The sequence below is a fragment of the Streptomyces sp. NPDC056486 genome (assembly GCF_042795295.1).
In the GTDB taxonomy this organism is placed as follows: domain Bacteria; phylum Actinomycetota; class Actinomycetes; order Streptomycetales; family Streptomycetaceae; genus Streptomyces.
Map to the genome: position 1 here is coordinate 1 of NZ_JBHTSF010000180.1, position 16353 is coordinate 16353.

Genomic DNA, 16353 nt, shown 5'->3' on the forward strand with positions numbered 1-16353 from the left:
GCGGCCCCCTGGACGGGGCGGCGGAGGCTTTCGGCGGTGTCCGTCAGCTCTTCGGCATCAGGACGGTGTCGACGATGTGGACCGTGGCATTGGCCGTCGGGACGTTGCCGCAGACGACGTTCGACGTGTCGTTGACCTTGAACTCCTTGCCGGAGCCCGCGGTGGTGAGCTTGCTCTTCTCCAGCGTCTCGTAGGAGCCGTTCTCCAGGTCCTTGGGCGCCAGCTTCTGGCCCACCACGTGGTAGGTGAGGACCTTGGTGAGCATGGCCTTGTCGCCAAGGACCTTGTCCAGGTCGGCCTTCGGAATCTTGGCGAAGGCGTCGTTGGTCGGCGCGAACACCGTGATGTTCTTGGCGTTGTTCAGGGTGTCGACAAGACCGGCCTTCTTGACCGCGGTGACCAGGGTCGACAGGTCCGGGTTGTTCGACGCGGCGGTGGCGACCGGGTCCTTCGCCATCCCGTCGAAGCTGCCCTTGCCGCTCTGGGGAACCGACGAACAGGCAGGTCCGAACGGCTCGTCCATGGTCATGGAGTCGTCCGTCTTGGACTCCTTCGCGCTGGGCGAGGAGTCCGCGGCCTTGGTGTCCTTGTCACCGCTGTCCGAGCACGCCGTCAGGCCGATCGGCAGCATCGCCGCGGCGGCGACGGCGACCGCGGTACGGCGGATTCGGGTGGAGTACATGGACATGGTGATCTCCTTGCGTCGTTGCATGCGTGGGGTGGCCGGGAACAGGCGGCCGGCTTGGAGCAGACGGCATCAGGGCGGTGGAGCCACCGCCGGATACCGAACGGTCGCGCCGTCAGAAGCGGCCTCGGCCCGGGGCTCGCCCCCGGACCCCGGGCGCACTGGCCGTGCGCACCGTCCCCGCGTCTTCCGTTCTTCGCTCACACAGGGAATTCGTCGCGGGGTGCGCCGGGGATTGGTCCCGGATCCACATTCACCCGATCCGGTACACCCGCCCCGCCGGTGGGCAGACGTCCCTTGTCACTCAGGCGCCCCTCACCGCTCAGGCGTCGCGGGCCTGCTCGAAGCGGGCCCGGCCCTCGGCAAGGTCGACGATCGGGTCGGGATAGTCGATATCCGCATCCGCCCGGTCCTGGCCCGTGAGCTTCCACGGCTCGTGGATGTACCGGTCCGGGACATCGGCGAGTTCGGGCAGCCAGCGGCGTACGTAGCTGCCGCGCGGGTCGAAGCGCTTGCCCTGGATCACGGGGTTGAGGACCCTGTTGGGCCGGGTGTCGGTACCGGTGCCCGCCGCCCACTGCCAGTTCATCTGGTTGTTGGCGACATCGCCGTCCACCAGGAGACTCAGGAAGTGCTGGGCGCCCACCCGCCAGTCGACGTAGAGCGTCTTGGTGAGGAAGCTCGCCACCACCAACCGCGCCCGGTTGTGCATCCAGCCCTCATGGCTCAGCTGCCGCATCGCCGCGTCCACGAAGGGGTAGCCGGTGCGCCCGTCGACCCAGGCTGCGATCTCCTTCTTGTTCGTGCGCCACCGGTCGCCGCGCGTGCGGTAGTTCTGGGCGGCCGCGTCCGGGCGGGCGGCGAGTACTTGGTGGTGGAAGTCCCGCCAGGCCAGCTGCCGGATGAACGCCTGCGCCCCCGACGAGCCCTCGCGGGACGCCCCGTGGATGACTTCGGTCGCCGACAGGGTGCCGAAGTGGAGATGGGGCGAGAGCCGAGATGTGGCATCGCCCGCGACATCGTCCTGGCCGTCCTCGTACTCCGCGATGCCGCCGGACAGCCAGGCCCGCAGCCGTCGGCGCCCGGCGCTCTCGCCGCCTGCGTCAAGTCCCTGCGAGACGCCGGTGATCTCCGCACGCGGCAGCACGCTCTCCGATGCCACGTCGGCGACCCGCACCTTGCGCGGAGGGGCCACGACGTCCCGTACGCCCGCCGCCGTCCAGCGCCGGTGGTACGGGGTGAACACGGCATAGTGGTCCTTGCCCGCCGGAAGCAACTCCCCCGGAGCGACAGCCGTGACGACCGCGTCGTGCACGACAAGACGGCAGTCGGCGTCCTCAAGGGCGGCCCGCAGCCGCTCCTCGCGCCGCGTCGCGTACCGGCTCACCCCGCCCGCGACGTGCACCCCCGCCGCCCCGGTCTCCTTCACCACCCGGCAGACCTCGTCGACGACATCACCACTGCGGACCACGAGTCGACCGCCGCGCCCCCGCAGCCCCGAGTCCAGATCCTCCAGGCAGTCGGCGAGAAAGGCACGCCGGTTGGGCACGTCGAACCCGGTGGCCCGTACCCCGTCGTCGTACACGAACAGCGGGACGATCCGCTCCGCGTCGCGCAGCGCGGCACGCAGCACCGGATTGTCGTGCAGGCGCAGATCGGAGGTGAACAGGACGATCGATACGGTCACTTTCTGCGGCTCCTCATGCTGTTGCTTCTCATGCCTTGGGGAAATTCATCAGGGCCAGGGGGTCTGACGTCGGCTCGTCGGAGCCGCCCGCAGGCTCCACGGTGATGCCGATGCCGGAGGCCTGGTCCACCGGTCCTTCGAGCAGCACGGCTTCGGTGCTGCGCGCCGGGTTCATGAGACCGGCCGAACGCATCGTTCCGTCGTCGTTGAACCACAGTTGATAGACCTTGCCCGACGGCGGTTCGGGCATCTTGGCCGCCACGAAGGCGGCTTGGTTGAGGCTCTTGGCCACCACGACCGTGCCGGTCGCCCCGTCGGAGAGCCGCCCGGTGGAGGCCTTGGCGTCCGGTGCCGCGAGCACCCGGGCCAGCTTCTCGGACTGCTGCCGCGCCTCCTGCGCACGCGTCGCCGCCTCGTCGGCCCGCTGGTGCTGCCACACGGCGATCCCGCCGAACCCCGCGGCGGCCGCCAGGCATGCGGCGAGGGCGAAGCGGGGCAGCTGCCGTCCACGGCCGGTGCGACCGTTGGTCTTCCCCGGTGCGGGCGTGTGCGGCGGCAGTTGGCGGACCGTGGCGACCCGCCGCAGCACCTCAACCTTCATGTGTGCCGGAGGGGCGACCGACACGGCACGGGCAAGGCGCCCGGCCGTCGCGGCCAGTTCACGCACCTCCTGCGCGCAGGCCTCGCACACCTCCAGGTGCCGCTCGAACTCCGTGCGCTCCTCGTCCGAGAGTGCGTGCAGGACGTACGCGCCCGTCAGTGTGTGCAGATCGGCGGCGCTCATGCGTTCACCCCCAGGCAGTCGCGCAGCCGGATCAATCCGTCGCGCAGCCGGGTCTTGACCGTCCCCAGGGGTACGGAGAGGAGCTCGCCGACCTCCCGATAGGTCAGTCCGCGGTAGTAGGCGAGGGTCACCGACTGCCGCTGCAGTTCGGTCAGGTTGCGCAGACAGCGGCGCACCTGCTCGCGCTCCAGGCGGGACTCGACCTGCTCGCTCACCTCGTCGAAGGCCGGTGTGCGTTCGAGCAGCGCCGCCTTGTGGTCGCGCTCGGCCGACGCCTGTACGGAACGCACGCGGTCCACCGCTCTGCGATGCGCCATCGTGAGGACCCAGTTCATGGCACTCCCCCGCTCCGGCCGGTAGCGCGCTGCGGAACGCCACACCTCCACAAGCACCTCCTGGGTGACCTCTTCGGACTGGGCCGGATCGCGCAGCACCGTGCGCACAACACCCAGGACCGGAGAGCACACCCCGTCGTACAGCGAGGCGAAAGCCTGCTGGTCGCCGCGGGCCACCCGGCCGAGCAGCTCGGCCAGATCGGGGCCCGCCGATGGGGCCCCGCTGATGTGCACCACTTCGTTCACCCGGTGATCCTCCTGGACGACGGTCGCCTTCAGAGGTGATTCGGAGCCGGTGCGTCGTCGGATTGCCGGTGGGTCACGTTTTCTGTGCGGTTTTGGCGCTGCGCTGTTCGGCCGTACGTGTGATGTTGCGCGCCATGCCGCCGAAGACGAGCGCGTGGAACGGCGAGACGCTCCACCAGTACGCGTGGCCGAGGAGGCCGCGCGGATGGAAGAGCGCCCGCTGCCGGTAGCGGGTGCGCCCCTCGTCGTCCTGTTCCGCGTACATCTCGAGCCAGGCGAGGCCCGGCAGGCGCATCTCGGCGCGCAGCCGAAGCAGCCGTCCCGGTTCGATCTCCTCGACCCGCCAGAAGTCCAGCGAGTCCCCCACCCGCAGCCGCTGGGCGTCCCGGCGGCCCCGTCTGAGGCCGACCCCGCCGACGAGCCGGTCGAGCCAGCCGCGCACGGCCCAGGCGAGCGGGAAGGAGTACCAGCCGTTGTCGCCTCCCACGCCTTCCACCACGCGCCACAGGGCCTCAGGCGAAGCGTCCACGGTCTGTTCCCGGCGGTCGGTGTAGAGGCTGCCGCCGGCCCAGTCGGGGTCGGTGGGCAGCGGGTCGCTGGGGGCGCCGGGCAGCGAGGCGGACGACCACCGGGTGCTGACCTGGGCGTCCTTCACGCGTTCGAGGGCCAGTGCGAGCGCCTTGTCGAAGCTGATCGGGACGCCGGGCGCGTCGGGAACGTACCGCGTGATGTCGCGCTCGTGGCAGACGACCTCGTACCGCAGCGATTCCGCGAGCGGCCGGGCGATCGACGCCGGTACGGGGGTGATCAGGCCGACCCAGTGGCTGGAGAGGCCGGGGCTCAGCATGGGAACCGGCAGGATGAGGCGGTGGGGCAGCTTCGCCACGGTCGCGTACCGGGTCATCATGTCGCGGTAGGTGACGACGTCGGGCCCGCCGATGTCGAAGGCGCGGCTGACATCGTCGGGCATGGTGGCGCTGCCCACGAGGTAGCGCAGGACGTCGCGCACGGCGATCGGCTGGATCCGGGTGCGCACCCAGCTCGGCGTGACCATGACCGGCAGGCGCTCGGTGAGGTAGCGCAGCATCTCGAAGGACGCGGAGCCGGAGCCGATGATCACGGCGGCGCGGAGCATGGTGGTCGGTACGCCGGAGTCCAGGAGGATCCGGCCCACTTCGGCCCGTGAGCGCAGATGCGGCGAAAGATCCTCGTCCGGGACGCCCTGGGGAGTGAGTCCGCCCAGATAGACGATGCGCCGCACGCCCGCGGCGCGGGCCTGCTCGGCGAAGATCCGGGCGGCCTCGCGGTCCTTCTCCTCGAAGCCGGATCCGGTGCCCAGCGCATGGATGAGGTAGTACGCCACATCGATGTCCCGCATGGCCGCGCCGACCGAATCGGCGTCGGACGCGTCGCCCCGCACCACCTCGGCCCGCCCGGCCCAGGGGTAGTCGCGCAACTTGCCCGGCGTGCGGGCGAGGCAGCGCACCTCGTGCCCCGCGTCGAGCAGCTCGGGAACGAGGCGCCCTCCGATGTAACCGGTCGCCCCGGTCACCAGGCAGCGCAGCCCCTGCGCGTCTTCGCCGCTGTCCATGGGCACCTCTCCGGCATCGAACGATGTTCTCGCCTTCCCACCTTCCCCCGGTTGTGGTCTGTAGCGCGCGATCAGCGGACGCGAAGTGGGTCAGCGTGCAGGGGGCCGTGCGGTGCTCTGACGCTGCACGAGTCGCGTGGGCACGAGCGTGGTGCCGCGCTCCGGCGTGCTCTGCCGCATCTGCCGCAGGACGCCCTCGACGCAGCGGCGCCCCACTTCGGCGAAGTCCTGGTGGACGGTCGTCAGGGGTGGCAGGAACGAGCCGGACTCGGGGATGTCGTCGAAGCCGATGACACTGACGTCGTCCGGCACCTTGCGGCCGCGCTCGTGCAGGGCGCGCAGCAGGCCGAGGGCCATCTGGTCGTTGGCGGCGAACACCGCGGTGCAGTCCTGCTGGTCGGCGATGCCGAGTCCGGCCCGGTATCCGGACTCCGCCGACCAGTCCCCGCGTACGAGCGGCGGCGGGTCGCACCCGGCGTCGACGAGCGTCGCCCGCCAGGCGTCGGCGCGGCGCTGTGCGGCATAGGAGTCCTCGGGCCCCGCGAGGTGCCATACGGTCCGATGGCCGAGGTCGAGCAAGTGCCGTACGGCGTCGCGGGTACCGCCCGCCTGGTCGGTGTCGACCACGGTGTAGCGGTCCCCCGCGTCCGAGTCGGCCACGACGACCTGGACATGAGGGGGAAGCGAAAGGGCCGCCGCGTCGAGCAGGTGCACTTCCATGATGACGATGACGGCGTCGACGGCGAGCTCCCCGAGGCGGGAGAAGGCGCCCCGCACCTCGTCCTGCGTGGGGACGGCGACGGGCAGGAGGGTGACGGCGTACCCCTCCTGTGCGGCGGAGGTGGCGATCGCGTCGATGGTGCGTACGTTGCCCGTGGTGGAGAGGCTGAAGGTGATCAGGCCGATCGTGCGGAACTCGCCGCGCTTGAGGGCACGGGCCGCGCTGTTGGGCCGGTAGCCGAGTTCCTTCATCGCGTCGAGCACCTGCTGCCGGGTCTCCTCGGTGACGCCCGAATACCCGTTGGAGACACGGGAGACGGTCTGCGAGGAGACTCCGGCGAGCGCGGCCACGTCGGCCATGGACGCGCTCTGCCCGCGGCGCGCGGCCCGTTCCCCGTGGACGCCGTTCGCCGGGGTGCTTTCTGTTGCTCGCACTGTCTGCCTCGCCGGGTGTGTATGGAGCCTTCTCGGACGGCTCTTGACCGTGATTTCGAACGGCCTTCGACCGTCCTGTCCGTCTTCTCGGACGACCCTTGACCGTCGCCATCGAGGCAGTGTAGACATTCCGCCACTGAATGTTTACGTAAACATAACACCCTGCGGCGCCCGGCTCATGGCCTGGTCACACCGCTGCGTTCGCCCATGTTTACGCAAACATCGCGCCACGTGACGCCGGTTCCGAGATGGACGAGCGAGGAACGACATGACGACGCTTCACCTGCAGGAGGCCGCGGAACGGCGCCCTGCCCGACCACCGTCACCACGGAACCGCCGTTCCTGGACGGGCTGGGGATTCATCGGCCCCTTCGTCGCGGTCTTCGCCCTGGTCTTCCTGGCTCCCCTCGCCTACTCGGTCTATCTCAGCCTCTTCCGCGACCAACTCATCGGCGGCACCACGTTCGTGGGCCTCGACAACTATCAACAGGCTCTGAGCGACGACCAGTTCTGGGCGTCGTTGGGCCGGGTCTCGCTGTTCCTCGCGGTCCAGGTCCCGATCATGCTGGGCATCGCCCTGCTCGTGGCACTCGCCCTGGACAGCGGCCGCCTGTACGGCAAGGACTTCTTCCGGATCTCGGTCTTCCTGCCCTATGCCGTGCCCGCCGTGGTGGCCTCGCTGATGTGGGGCTTCATGTACGGCACCCGCTTCGGGCTCGTGGGCGACATCAACGACGCCCTGGGCGTCTCGCTGCCCGATCCGCTCTCGCCCTCTCTGCTCCTCGCGTCGATCGGCAACATCGTCACCTGGGAGTTCGTGGGCTACAACATGCTGATCTTCTACTCGGCGCTGCGCGTCGTCCCGCACTCCCTGTACGAGGCCGCGGAGATCGACGGCGCCGGTCAGATCCGCGTCATCACGGCCATCAAACTCCCCGCGATCCGCGGCGCCATGGTCATCGCAACGATCTTCTCGATCATCGGCAGCTTCCAGCTCTTCAACGAGCCGAGCATCCTGCAGAACCTGGCGCCCAACTCCATCACCACCGACTACACCCCGAACCTCTACACGTACTCGCTGTCCTTCTCGGGCCAGCAGCAGAACTACTCCGCGACGGTCGCCATCGTCATGGGCCTGATCACCATGGTCATCGCCTACGTCGTCCAGCTGCGCGGCATGCGCAAGGGAGCGTGACCCGATGACCGGACCGAGCAGCCCCGTCACCACCGCTTCCCCCACCGTTCCCGGGCCCGCCCGCTCTCCGGGCGCGGCACCCCGCCTGCGCACACCCCGCGTCCGCACGTCCCGCCGGCACAGCGCTGGCCGTCCCCGGCGCAGCGTGCTGCTCACCGTGCTCACCGGCCTCGTCCTGCTCTACAGCCTGATACCGCTCCTTTGGCTGGTCATCAGCGCCACCAAGACCCAGGAGGGGCTCGCCGGTTCGTTCGGCCTGTGGTTCAGCGGGGACTTCGCCCTGTGGGACAACATCGGCGCGACCTTCACGTACAACGACGGTGTCTTCACCCGCTGGCTCCTCAACACCCTTCTGTACGTGGTGATCGGGGCCGGGGGCGCCACCTTCCTTGCGGTCCTGGGCGGCTACGCCCTCGCGAAGTTCGACTTCCTCGGCAAGCGCGCCGTCTTCGCCGTCGTCATCGGCGCCGTCGCCGTGCCCGGTACGGCGCTCGCGGTACCCACCTTCCTGATGTTCAGCAAGATGGGCCTGACGGACACCCCCTGGGCCGTCATCATCCCCTCGCTCATCTCGCCCTTCGGCCTCTACCTGATGTGGGTCTTCGCCACCGAGGCCATCCCCACCGAACTGATGGAGGCCGCCCGCATCGACGGGGCGAGCGAGCTGCGCACCTTCTTCCAGGTCGCTCTGCCCCTGCTCGCGCCCGGCACCGTGACCGTCCTGCTGTTCACGATGGTCGCGACCTGGAACAACTACTTCCTGCCGCTGATCATGCTCAAGGACCCGGACTGGTATCCGCTGACCCTGGGCCTGAAGAGCTGGAACGCCCAGGCCGCGACAGCGGGCGGCGATCCCGTCTTCCACCTGGTGATCACCGGTTCACTGATCACCGTCCTGCCGCTCATCGCCGCCTTCCTGCTGCTCCAGAAGTACTGGCAGTCCGGACTCGCCGCCGGAAGCGTCAAGGAGTAGCACTCCCCGTCCGCCAGTTGCCCCTGTCCCGCCCAGCCCTTGTCGACCACGAAGAAGTGGAAGCATCGCCATGCCCCAGAACTCCCGCCGCCTGCTGCGCGGCATAGGTCTCGTCTGCGCCCTCGCTCTTGGGGCGACCGCCTGCGGCGGCTCCGACGACGACTCCGGCCAGAAGCAGGTCTCGGCCGCGGACGTCAAGGCGGCCCTGAAGAAGGGCGGCAAGGTCAAGGTGTGGGCGTGGGAACCCACCCTCAAGAAGGTCGTCGCCGACTTCGAGAAGGAACACCCTGCCGTCGACGTCGAGTTGGTGAACGCCGGTACCAACAAGGACCAGTACACGGCCCTGCAGAACGCCATCTCGGCGAAGAAGGGCGTCCCTGACGTCGCGCAGGTCGAGTACTACGCCCTGAGCCAGTACGCCCTGACCAAGTCCATCACCGACCTGACCCCCTTCGGCGCGGACAAGCTCAAGGACTCGTACTCGCCGGGCCCGTGGAACGCGGTGAAGTCCGGTGAGGGCGTCTACGCCCTGCCGATGGACTCCGGCCCCATGGCTCTCTTCTACAACAAGAAGGTCTTCGACAAGCACAAGATCAAGGTGCCGACGACCTGGGAGGAGTACCTCCAGGCCGCCCGCAAGCTGCACAAGGCCGACCCGAAGGCGTACATCACCAGCGACACGGGCGACGCGGGGCTCACCACCAGCCTGTTGTGGCAGGCCGGTTCGCGCCCCTACAAGGTCGACGGCACCAAGGTGGGCATCGACTTCTCCGACAAGGGCGCCCGCGCCTACACCGAGACCTGGCAGAAGCTCATCGACGAGAAGCTGGTCGCACCGATCAACCCCTGGACCGACGAGTGGTACAAGGCTTTCGGTGACGGCACCATCGCGACCCTGCCCACCGGCGCCTGGATGCCCGCCAACTTCGCCTCCGGCGTGAAGGAGGCCTCCGGCGACTGGCGCGCGGCGCCGCTGCCGCAGTGGAGCGCGGGCGACAAGGCGAGCGCCGAGAACGGCGGCAGCTCGCTCGCCCTGCCCGAGCTCGGCAAGAACAAGGAGCTCGCCTACGCCTTCGTGGAGTACGCCAACTCCGGCAAGGGCGTGCAGACCCGCATTTCGGAGGGCGCCTTCCCCGCGACCACCAAGGACCTCAAGTCCAAGGCGTTCCAGGACACCGAGTTCCCGTACTTCGGCGGCCAGAAGGCCAACAAGGTCTTCGCCGAGTCCGCGGCGAACGTCGCCGACGACTGGAAGTACCTGCCGTACCAGGTGTACGCCAACTCGATCTTCAACGACACCGCGGGCAAGGCCTACGTCTCCGGCACTCCCCTGTCCAAGGGCCTGAAGTCCTGGCAGGACGCCTCCGTCAAGTACGGCTCCGAGCAGGGCTTCAGCGTCCAGAAGTAGCGCGGCACAGCCCTGCCCCTCCATACCCCCAGCTCCACTCCGGAAGGACCACCATGCCCCCCACCCTCCCGTCCCGGCTGCTGCGCGGACCGGACGGTGACGTCGCCCCCCGTCTCGCGTACGGCGCCGACTACAACCCCGAGCAGTGGCCGCGCGCGGTCTGGGAGGAGGACGTCCGGCTGATGCGCGAGGCCGGCGTCAACATCGTCTCCGTGGGGATCTTCTCCTGGGCGCGTATCCAACCGGCCGAGGACACCTGGGACTTCGCGTGGCTCGACGAGGTCATGGACCTCCTGCACGCGGGCGGCATCGGGGTCGATCTGGCCACCGCCACCGCGTCCCCGCCGCCCTGGCTCACCGCGGCGCACCCGGAGATCCTTCCGGTGACCGCGTCCGGTGAGACGGTGTGGCCGGGGGCGCGGCAGCACTGGCGGCCGACCTCTCCCGTCTTCAGGGAGCACGCGCTGCGCCTGGTGCGCGAGATGGCCCTGCGCTACGCCGACCACCCGGCGCTCGTGGCCTGGCACGTCTCGAACGAGCTCGGCTGCCACAACATCTACGACTACTCCGACGACGCGGCCCGCGCCTTCCGCGGCTGGCTGCGCGCCCGCTACACCACGCTCGACGGTCTCAACCACGCCTGGGGTACGGCATTTTGGGCGCAGCGCTACAGCGACTGGGAGCAGATCCTGCCGCCCCGGCTCGCGGCATCACACCCCAACCCCACCCAGCAGCTGGACTTCAAGCGGTTCTCGTCGGACGCGCTGAAGGAGTATCTGCGGGCGGAGCGGGACGTCCTGCGCGAGCTCACCCCCGAGGTGCCGGTCACCACGAACTTCATGGTGATGGGCGGCACCAAGGGCATGGACTACGCCGACTGGGCGGGCGAGATCGACTTCGTGTCGAACGACCATTACGTCGTGCCCGGTCCGCAGGCCAGGGACGAGCTGTCCTTCTCCGCCAGCCTCACGAGCTCCATCGCGGGCCACCGTCCGTGGTTCCTCATGGAGCACTCCACCAGTGCAGTCAACTGGCAGCCCGTCAACGTGGCCAAGCGCGAGGGCGATCTCGCCCGCGACTCCTTGCTGCATGTCGCGCACGGCGCCGACGCCGTGTGCTTCTTCCAGTGGCGCCAGTCGGCGGCCGGCGCCGAGAAGTACCACTCGGCGATGGTGCCGCACGCCGGAGCCGACAGCGATCTGTTCCGTGCGGTGACCGGGCTGGGGCAGACCCTTGAGGCGCTCTCGCCCGTCGCGGGGGCCGGGCGCGAGGCGGCGCGGGTGGCCGTCCTCTTCGACTGGGACTCGTGGTGGGCCAGCGAGCAGGACTCCCATCCCACCTCCCGTCTCGACTACCACCAGGAGGCCCTGGACTGGTACTCCGCGCTCCTCGCCCTCGGCATCCGCGCCGACGTCGTGACCACGCGCAACGATCTGGCCCCGTACGAAGTCCTGATCGCGCCCGTGCTGCACGTGGTCCCCGAGGCGCTCGCCAAGGACCTCACGCGTTACGTCGAGAGCGGCGGCCATCTGGTCACCACCTACTTCTCCGGCATCGTCGACGAGAACGACCACATCTGGCTCGGCGGCTATCCAGGAGCGCTGCGTGACCTGCTCGGCATCCGCGTCGAGGAGTTCGGGCCGCTGCTCGACGACGACACGGTCGCCCTGGACAACGCCACCACGGGCACGGTGTGGACCGACCGGATCACCGTCACCGGGCCGGAGACGGAGGTGCTCGCCCGGTATCGCACCGGAGACTATGCCGAGCGTCCCGCCGTCACCCGCCGTGCGGCAGGGCGGGGTTCGGCGGCGTACGTCTCCACCCGGCTCGGCACGGGCGGCCTCACCACTCTGCTGCCTCAGCTCCTCGCCGCGGCCGGTGTCGAGAGCGAACTGCCCGCCCCCGCACGCGGACACGTCGAGCTCGCCGTACGCCGCGATACCGAGAGCCGCTATCTGTTCCTGGTCAATCGAACGGACGACGCCGTGCCGCTGCCAGGACTGACCGGAGACGTCCTCGTCGGCGGTTCCCGGGATGCCGCCGGGGACGGCGCTCTCGTCCTGCCGCCCAGGGAAGTCGCCGTCCTGCGACAGACCACCACCAACCCCTGAGCCACCACCCCCTCCTGTACAGCGCCACCCCGTCACCTACGTTGGGAGCACACGTTGGTATCCCGTACCCGCACGAGACGACTCGTCGGCATCGTCGGCATCACCGCCCTGGCCACCGGGGCGGCCCTGATCACCGCACCGCCGCAGCCGGCCGCCGCGGCCTCCGCCGCCGTCACCGTCCGGCCCGACCCCTCCTACCAGCACGAGGAGTTCGAGGGCTGGGGCACGAGCCTGGTCTGGTTCGCCAACGCCACCGGCGACTACCCCAAGGAGATACGCGAGAAGCTGGCCCGGCTCCTCTTCGGCGACGACGGCCTCGCCCTGAACATCGCCCGCTACAACATCGGCGGCGGCAACGCCCCCGACGTCAAGGACTATCTGCGCCCGGGCGGCGCGGTCGAGGGCTGGTGGAAGGCTCCGGCGGGCACCACCCGCGAGGACACCGACTGGTGGAGCGCCGCGGACCAGGCCGACTGGAACCCGAAGGCCGACGCCACCCAGCGCTGGTGGGTCGACCGGATCAAGAAGGACGTCGACCACTGGGAGACGTTCAGCAACTCGCCGCCCTGGTTCATGACAGAGAGCGGTTACGTCTCGGGCAACTTCGACGCGGGCACCGACCAGCTCAAGACCGAGTCCGTCGACGATTTCGCCTCGTACCTGGTGGGCGCGACCGAACGCCTCGAGAAGGCCCACGGCATCAAGGTCGACACCCTCGACCCGTTCAACGAACCGAACACCGACTACTGGGGCACTCGCCTGGGAGAAGACGGCGAGCCGGTCGGCGGCCGCCAGGAAGGGGCCCATATCGGCCCCGAGCTCCAGCAGAAGGTGATCGGCGCCCTTGACCCGGCTCTCACGAAGTCCAGGACAGGCGCGGAGATCGCCGCGATGGACGAGACCAACCCCACCACCTTCACGCGGAACTGGAACACCTACCCGCAGGAGGTCAGGGACGCCGTCGGCCAGATGAACGTCCACACCTACGGCACCGACGGTCGCACCAGCGTGCGCGACCTGGCCAAGGCGGCTGACAAGCCGCTGTGGATGAGCGAGGTAGAGGGCGACTGGGGCGACGGGCAGGACTTCGACGACATGCGGCCGGGTCTCGGCATGGCCCAGCGGATGGTCGACGACCTGCGTGAACTGGAGCCGAAGGCCTGGGTGTTCTGGCAGCCGGTGGAGGACTACGACAACATGAAGCCCGGCGGCGAGTCCGCCAAGGGCGGCAACTGGGGCAGCATCCAGCTGCCGTTCAGCTGCACCTCCAAGGACACGCCCCAGACCTGCCCGATCCGTACGAACACGAAGTTCGACACGGCACGCAACTTCACCCACTTCATCAAGCCCGGCGACCGGCTCGTCAAGGTCGACGACACTTCGAGCGCCGCCGCCGTGTCCAAGAAGGGCAACGGAGCGACGGTCGTCCACGTCAACAGCACGACCGCCGGGCGCACGGTGACGGTCGACCTGTCCAAGTTCGACCGCGTGCGCGGCTCGGCCACCGTCACGCCCGTCGTGACCAGCGCCGACGGCAAGCTCGAACGACACGCTCCCATCGCCGTCAGCGGCAAGAAGGCCACCTTCGAGGTGCCCGCCCAGTCGGTGACCTCGTTCCTCGTCAAGGGTGTGTCGGGGGTCGCGAAGGACGCCGCCCTGCTGAAGAAGGACCACACGTACGAACTGACCGGCGTCCAGAGCGGCAAGGAGCTCACCGTCGCCGACAACGGCACCGGCCTCGTCATCAAGGCCGCCGCGGACACGGCGGGGCAGCGGTGGCGGCTGCGGCAGATCAGCGGTGAGACCGGCAACCAGCGCCGGTACGTGTTCACCGACCGGGCGGAGGGAAAGCGCCTTGCCGTCCGTGACGGCTCCCCGGTGGTCGAGCCCGACACCGGCCCCCGCGGCAAGGCCGCCCAGTGGATCATGTCCACGACCGGTGACGGCACCTGGACCCTCGTCAACGCGGCCACGGGACGGCTCCTCGAGGTCGGCGGCCAGGCCACGCACGACGGAGCCGCCGTCACGACGTGGACACCGAACTCCGGCGCCAATCAGCGCTGGAAGGTGTCCGATGTGACGGCTTCTTGAGGCAAAGGCATACGGGGAGCCCTCGTCAGTTCACCACTGACGAGGGCTCCTTCTGTGGACGCGGCCAGGGCATGCCGTAGAGCCGCTCGATGCCCGCGTTGAAGCGCTGGAGGTAATCGGCGAACGCCGCGATGTCCTCCTCCGGCCAGTCGGTCATGATGCGGCCCAGGCTCGCGACGATGTACGCGCGTTCCTCGTCGAGGCGCTGTTCGCCCTCCTCGGTGATGCGGAACTTACGGGCCATGCCGCCCTCGGGGTCGGGGATGCGTTCGACCAGGCCCGCGCGCATGGCGGACGCGGTCTGCCGGTTGAGCGTGGAGACGTCGAGGCCGAAGGCGTCGCCGAGCTGGCCGAGCGACATCGGGCCCTGCGTGCGGATGCGGCTGAGCAGGATGTAGGCGCTGCGGTCGAGGACGCCGCCGACCCGACGCCCTTTGCTCTTGTGCAGATGCATATAGCGGCCCATCAGCATCTGCTCGAACTCCACCCGGTCCGCCGCCTGCTCCGCCCTGCTCACGTGAGATCCCTCCGCGTCGTGCCTACCGCAAATTCACTGCGCCCACTATATGCATCCGACACTCGATATGGTGGGGCCATGTAGTGTGTATTGTGCACATGGCGCTTCCGGCGCATGTGGACCTTGCCGATGGTTCGTAGAGATGTTTCGTAGAGGAGCTCCCCCATGGACGGCCCCCAGCCGACCGCTCGATCAGGCGCAGTCGTCGCCACGCTCGCCATGGCGGGCACTGTTGCCGCGGTCATGCAGACGCTGGTGACCCCGTTGATCGCGGAGATGCCGCAGATCCTGCACACCAGCGCCTCGAACGCGGCATGGGTGGTCACCGTCACCCTGCTCGTCGCCGGCGTGTGTGTGCCGGTCTCCGGACGCCTCGGCGACCTGTTCGGCAAGCGGCGCATGCTGCTCGCCTGCACCGTGCCCCTGGTGATCGGCTCGATCGTCTGCGCGCTCTCCTCATCCGTCGTGCCGATGATCATCGGGCGCGGTCTGCAGGGCATGGGCATGGGCATGGTGCCGCTCGGCATCGCACTCCTTCGCGACGTCGTCCCGGCTCAGAAGCTGAGCGGCTCCATCGCCCTGGTCAGCGCGTCCATGGGCATCGGCGGCGCCATCGGCCTGCCCCTGGCCGCGGCCGTGGCCCAGTACGCGGACTGGAGGGTGCTGTTCTGGGGTTCCGCGGCTCTCGCCCTGATGATCGGCACCCTGATCTTCTTCGTCGTACCGGACGTCCCCGCCGGCGCCAAGGGCCAGCGTTTCGACGCGCCGGGCGCCATCGGCCTCGCCATCGGCCTGGTCTCGCTGCTTCTGGGAATCAGCAAGGGCGGCGACTGGGGCTGGGCCTCGGGCAGCACGCTGGGCCTGCTCGCCCTCGCGGTCGTCTCGCTCACCGCATGGGGGTTCTACGAACTGCGTACCCGCGACCCCCTGGTCGACCTGCGGACCACCGCCCGCCCCCGCGTGCTGTTCACCAACGCCGCCTCGATCCTCATCGGTGTCGGCATGTACGCCTTCATGCTGATCGCGCCGCAGCTGCTCCAGTTCCCCGAGGCCACGGGGTACGGCCTGGGCCAGTCGATGCTGGCGGCAGGCCTGTGGATGGCGCCCGGCGGCGTGATGATGATGATCATCTCTCCGCTCGGCGGCAAGCTCATCAACTCCCGCGGCCCCAAGGTCGCCCTGATCTGCGGCGCGCTCGTGATGGCGGTCGGGTACGGCATCGCACTGCCGCTCATGGGCACCGCCTGGGGTCTCATGATCGTCGGCATCGTCATCAACAGCGGCGTCGCCCTCGCCTACGGCTCCATGCCCGCCCTGATCATGAGCGCGGTTCCCGTCTCCGAGACGGCCGCGGCCAACGGCTTCAACACCCTGATGCGCTCGCTCGGCACCACCATCGGGTCGGCCGTGATCGGCGTCGTCCTCGCACAGATGACGATGACCCTGGGCGGCCACACACTCGCTTCCGAGGACGGCTTCCGTACGGGCCTGCTCATCGGCTGCGGTGTGGCACTCGTATCGGCCGCCGTCGCGAGCCTCATCCCCGCTCTGCGCGGCAGCAACGACGCCGCC

The 16353-nt window shown here is 69.3% G+C and carries 13 protein-coding genes; 6 read left to right on the top strand and 7 right to left on the bottom strand.

Going from position 1 to position 16353, the window contains the following annotated elements; translation table 11 throughout:
* Positions 1-43 precede the first annotated feature (43 nt).
* The 6 genes from ACFQ7F_RS39585 to ACFQ7F_RS39610 all read right to left on the bottom strand — a co-directional run bounded on the left by ACFQ7F_RS39585 (position 44) and on the right by ACFQ7F_RS39610 (position 6408).
* Entirely contained in the window at positions 44-682 is a 639-nt protein-coding gene (locus ACFQ7F_RS39585; RefSeq protein ID WP_383282182.1) for a fasciclin domain-containing protein, read from the bottom strand.
* Between the two features lie 325 nt (positions 683-1007).
* Positions 1008-2372: a cryptochrome/photolyase family protein gene (locus tag ACFQ7F_RS39590; protein ID WP_383282150.1), complete on the bottom strand. Its 1365-nt coding sequence runs from the start codon at positions 2370-2372 to the stop codon at positions 1008-1010.
* A 28-nt stretch (positions 2373-2400) separates the two neighbouring features.
* The gene (locus tag ACFQ7F_RS39595; protein ID WP_383282153.1) at positions 2401-3156 is read right to left on the bottom strand and encodes an anti-sigma factor domain-containing protein; all 756 of its coding nucleotides are present in this window, start codon (positions 3154-3156) and stop codon (positions 2401-2403) included.
* Positions 3153-3737, bottom strand: a complete 585-nt coding sequence (locus ACFQ7F_RS39600) for a sigma-70 family RNA polymerase sigma factor (RefSeq protein ID WP_383282156.1) — start codon at positions 3735-3737, stop codon at positions 3153-3155. Before ACFQ7F_RS39600 ends, ACFQ7F_RS39595 begins: the two co-directional genes overlap by 4 nt.
* A gap of 73 nt (positions 3738-3810) precedes the next feature.
* Positions 3811-5328, bottom strand: coding sequence for an SDR family oxidoreductase (locus ACFQ7F_RS39605; protein ID WP_383282159.1), 1518 nt, complete (start codon positions 5326-5328; stop codon positions 3811-3813).
* Positions 5329-5418: 90 nt separating this feature from the next.
* Positions 5419-6408, bottom strand: coding sequence for a LacI family DNA-binding transcriptional regulator (locus tag ACFQ7F_RS39610; protein WP_383282161.1), 990 nt, complete (start codon positions 6406-6408; stop codon positions 5419-5421).
* Positions 6409-6751: 343 nt separating this feature from the next.
* On the opposite strand from ACFQ7F_RS39610, the gene ACFQ7F_RS39615 reads away from it, so the two are divergent.
* The 5 genes from ACFQ7F_RS39615 to ACFQ7F_RS39635 all read left to right on the top strand — a co-directional run bounded on the left by ACFQ7F_RS39615 (position 6752) and on the right by ACFQ7F_RS39635 (position 14264).
* A complete protein-coding gene (locus ACFQ7F_RS39615) occupies positions 6752-7678 on the top strand; it encodes a carbohydrate ABC transporter permease (RefSeq protein ID WP_383282164.1) in 927 nt (308 codons plus the stop codon).
* Positions 7679-7682: 4 nt separating this feature from the next.
* Positions 7683-8651: a carbohydrate ABC transporter permease gene (locus tag ACFQ7F_RS39620; RefSeq protein WP_383282167.1), complete on the top strand. Its 969-nt coding sequence runs from the start codon at positions 7683-7685 to the stop codon at positions 8649-8651.
* Positions 8652-8721: 70 nt separating this feature from the next.
* Positions 8722-10059 (top strand): ABC transporter substrate-binding protein, encoded by a 1338-nt coding sequence (locus tag ACFQ7F_RS39625; RefSeq protein ID WP_383282170.1) that lies wholly within the window; start codon positions 8722-8724, stop codon positions 10057-10059.
* A 53-nt stretch (positions 10060-10112) separates the two neighbouring features.
* Complete coding sequence (locus ACFQ7F_RS39630; protein WP_383282173.1) at positions 10113-12173, top strand: beta-galactosidase; 2061 nt, start codon at positions 10113-10115, stop codon at positions 12171-12173.
* 54 nt (positions 12174-12227) lie between these two features.
* Positions 12228-14264 (top strand): RICIN domain-containing protein, encoded by a 2037-nt coding sequence (locus ACFQ7F_RS39635; RefSeq protein ID WP_383282176.1) that lies wholly within the window; start codon positions 12228-12230, stop codon positions 14262-14264.
* A 25-nt stretch (positions 14265-14289) separates the two neighbouring features.
* Here the strand turns inward: ACFQ7F_RS39635 and ACFQ7F_RS39640 are convergent, their stop codons facing one another.
* Positions 14290-14736, bottom strand: coding sequence for a MarR family winged helix-turn-helix transcriptional regulator (locus ACFQ7F_RS39640; protein ID WP_383282184.1), 447 nt, complete (start codon positions 14734-14736; stop codon positions 14290-14292).
* A 210-nt stretch (positions 14737-14946) separates the two neighbouring features.
* Here ACFQ7F_RS39640 and ACFQ7F_RS39645 point away from each other — a divergent pair.
* Positions 14947-16353: MFS transporter (locus ACFQ7F_RS39645; protein ID WP_383282179.1), on the top strand; the 1407-nt coding region annotated here is incomplete at its 3' end.

Excerpts from the sequence above, each read along its gene's own strand:
- ACFQ7F_RS39585 (WP_383282182.1), bottom strand. The coding sequence starts at position 682 with ATGTACTCCACCCGAATCCGCCGTACCGCGGTCGCCGTCGCCGCCGCG.
- ACFQ7F_RS39595 (WP_383282153.1), bottom strand. The coding sequence starts at position 3,156 with ATGAGCGCCGCCGATCTGCACACACTGACGGGCGCGTACGTCCTGCAC.
- ACFQ7F_RS39605 (WP_383282159.1), bottom strand. The coding sequence starts at position 5,328 with ATGGACAGCGGCGAAGACGCGCAGGGGCTGCGCTGCCTGGTGACCGGG.
- ACFQ7F_RS39610 (WP_383282161.1), bottom strand. The coding sequence starts at position 6,408 with ATGGCCGACGTGGCCGCGCTCGCCGGAGTCTCCTCGCAGACCGTCTCC.
- ACFQ7F_RS39615 (WP_383282164.1), top strand. The coding sequence starts at position 6,752 with ATGACGACGCTTCACCTGCAGGAGGCCGCGGAACGGCGCCCTGCCCGA.
- ACFQ7F_RS39620 (WP_383282167.1), top strand. The coding sequence starts at position 7,683 with ATGACCGGACCGAGCAGCCCCGTCACCACCGCTTCCCCCACCGTTCCC.
- ACFQ7F_RS39625 (WP_383282170.1), top strand. The coding sequence starts at position 8,722 with ATGCCCCAGAACTCCCGCCGCCTGCTGCGCGGCATAGGTCTCGTCTGC.
- ACFQ7F_RS39630 (WP_383282173.1), top strand. The coding sequence starts at position 10,113 with ATGCCCCCCACCCTCCCGTCCCGGCTGCTGCGCGGACCGGACGGTGAC.
- ACFQ7F_RS39640 (WP_383282184.1), bottom strand. The coding sequence starts at position 14,736 with ATGCTGATGGGCCGCTATATGCATCTGCACAAGAGCAAAGGGCGTCGG.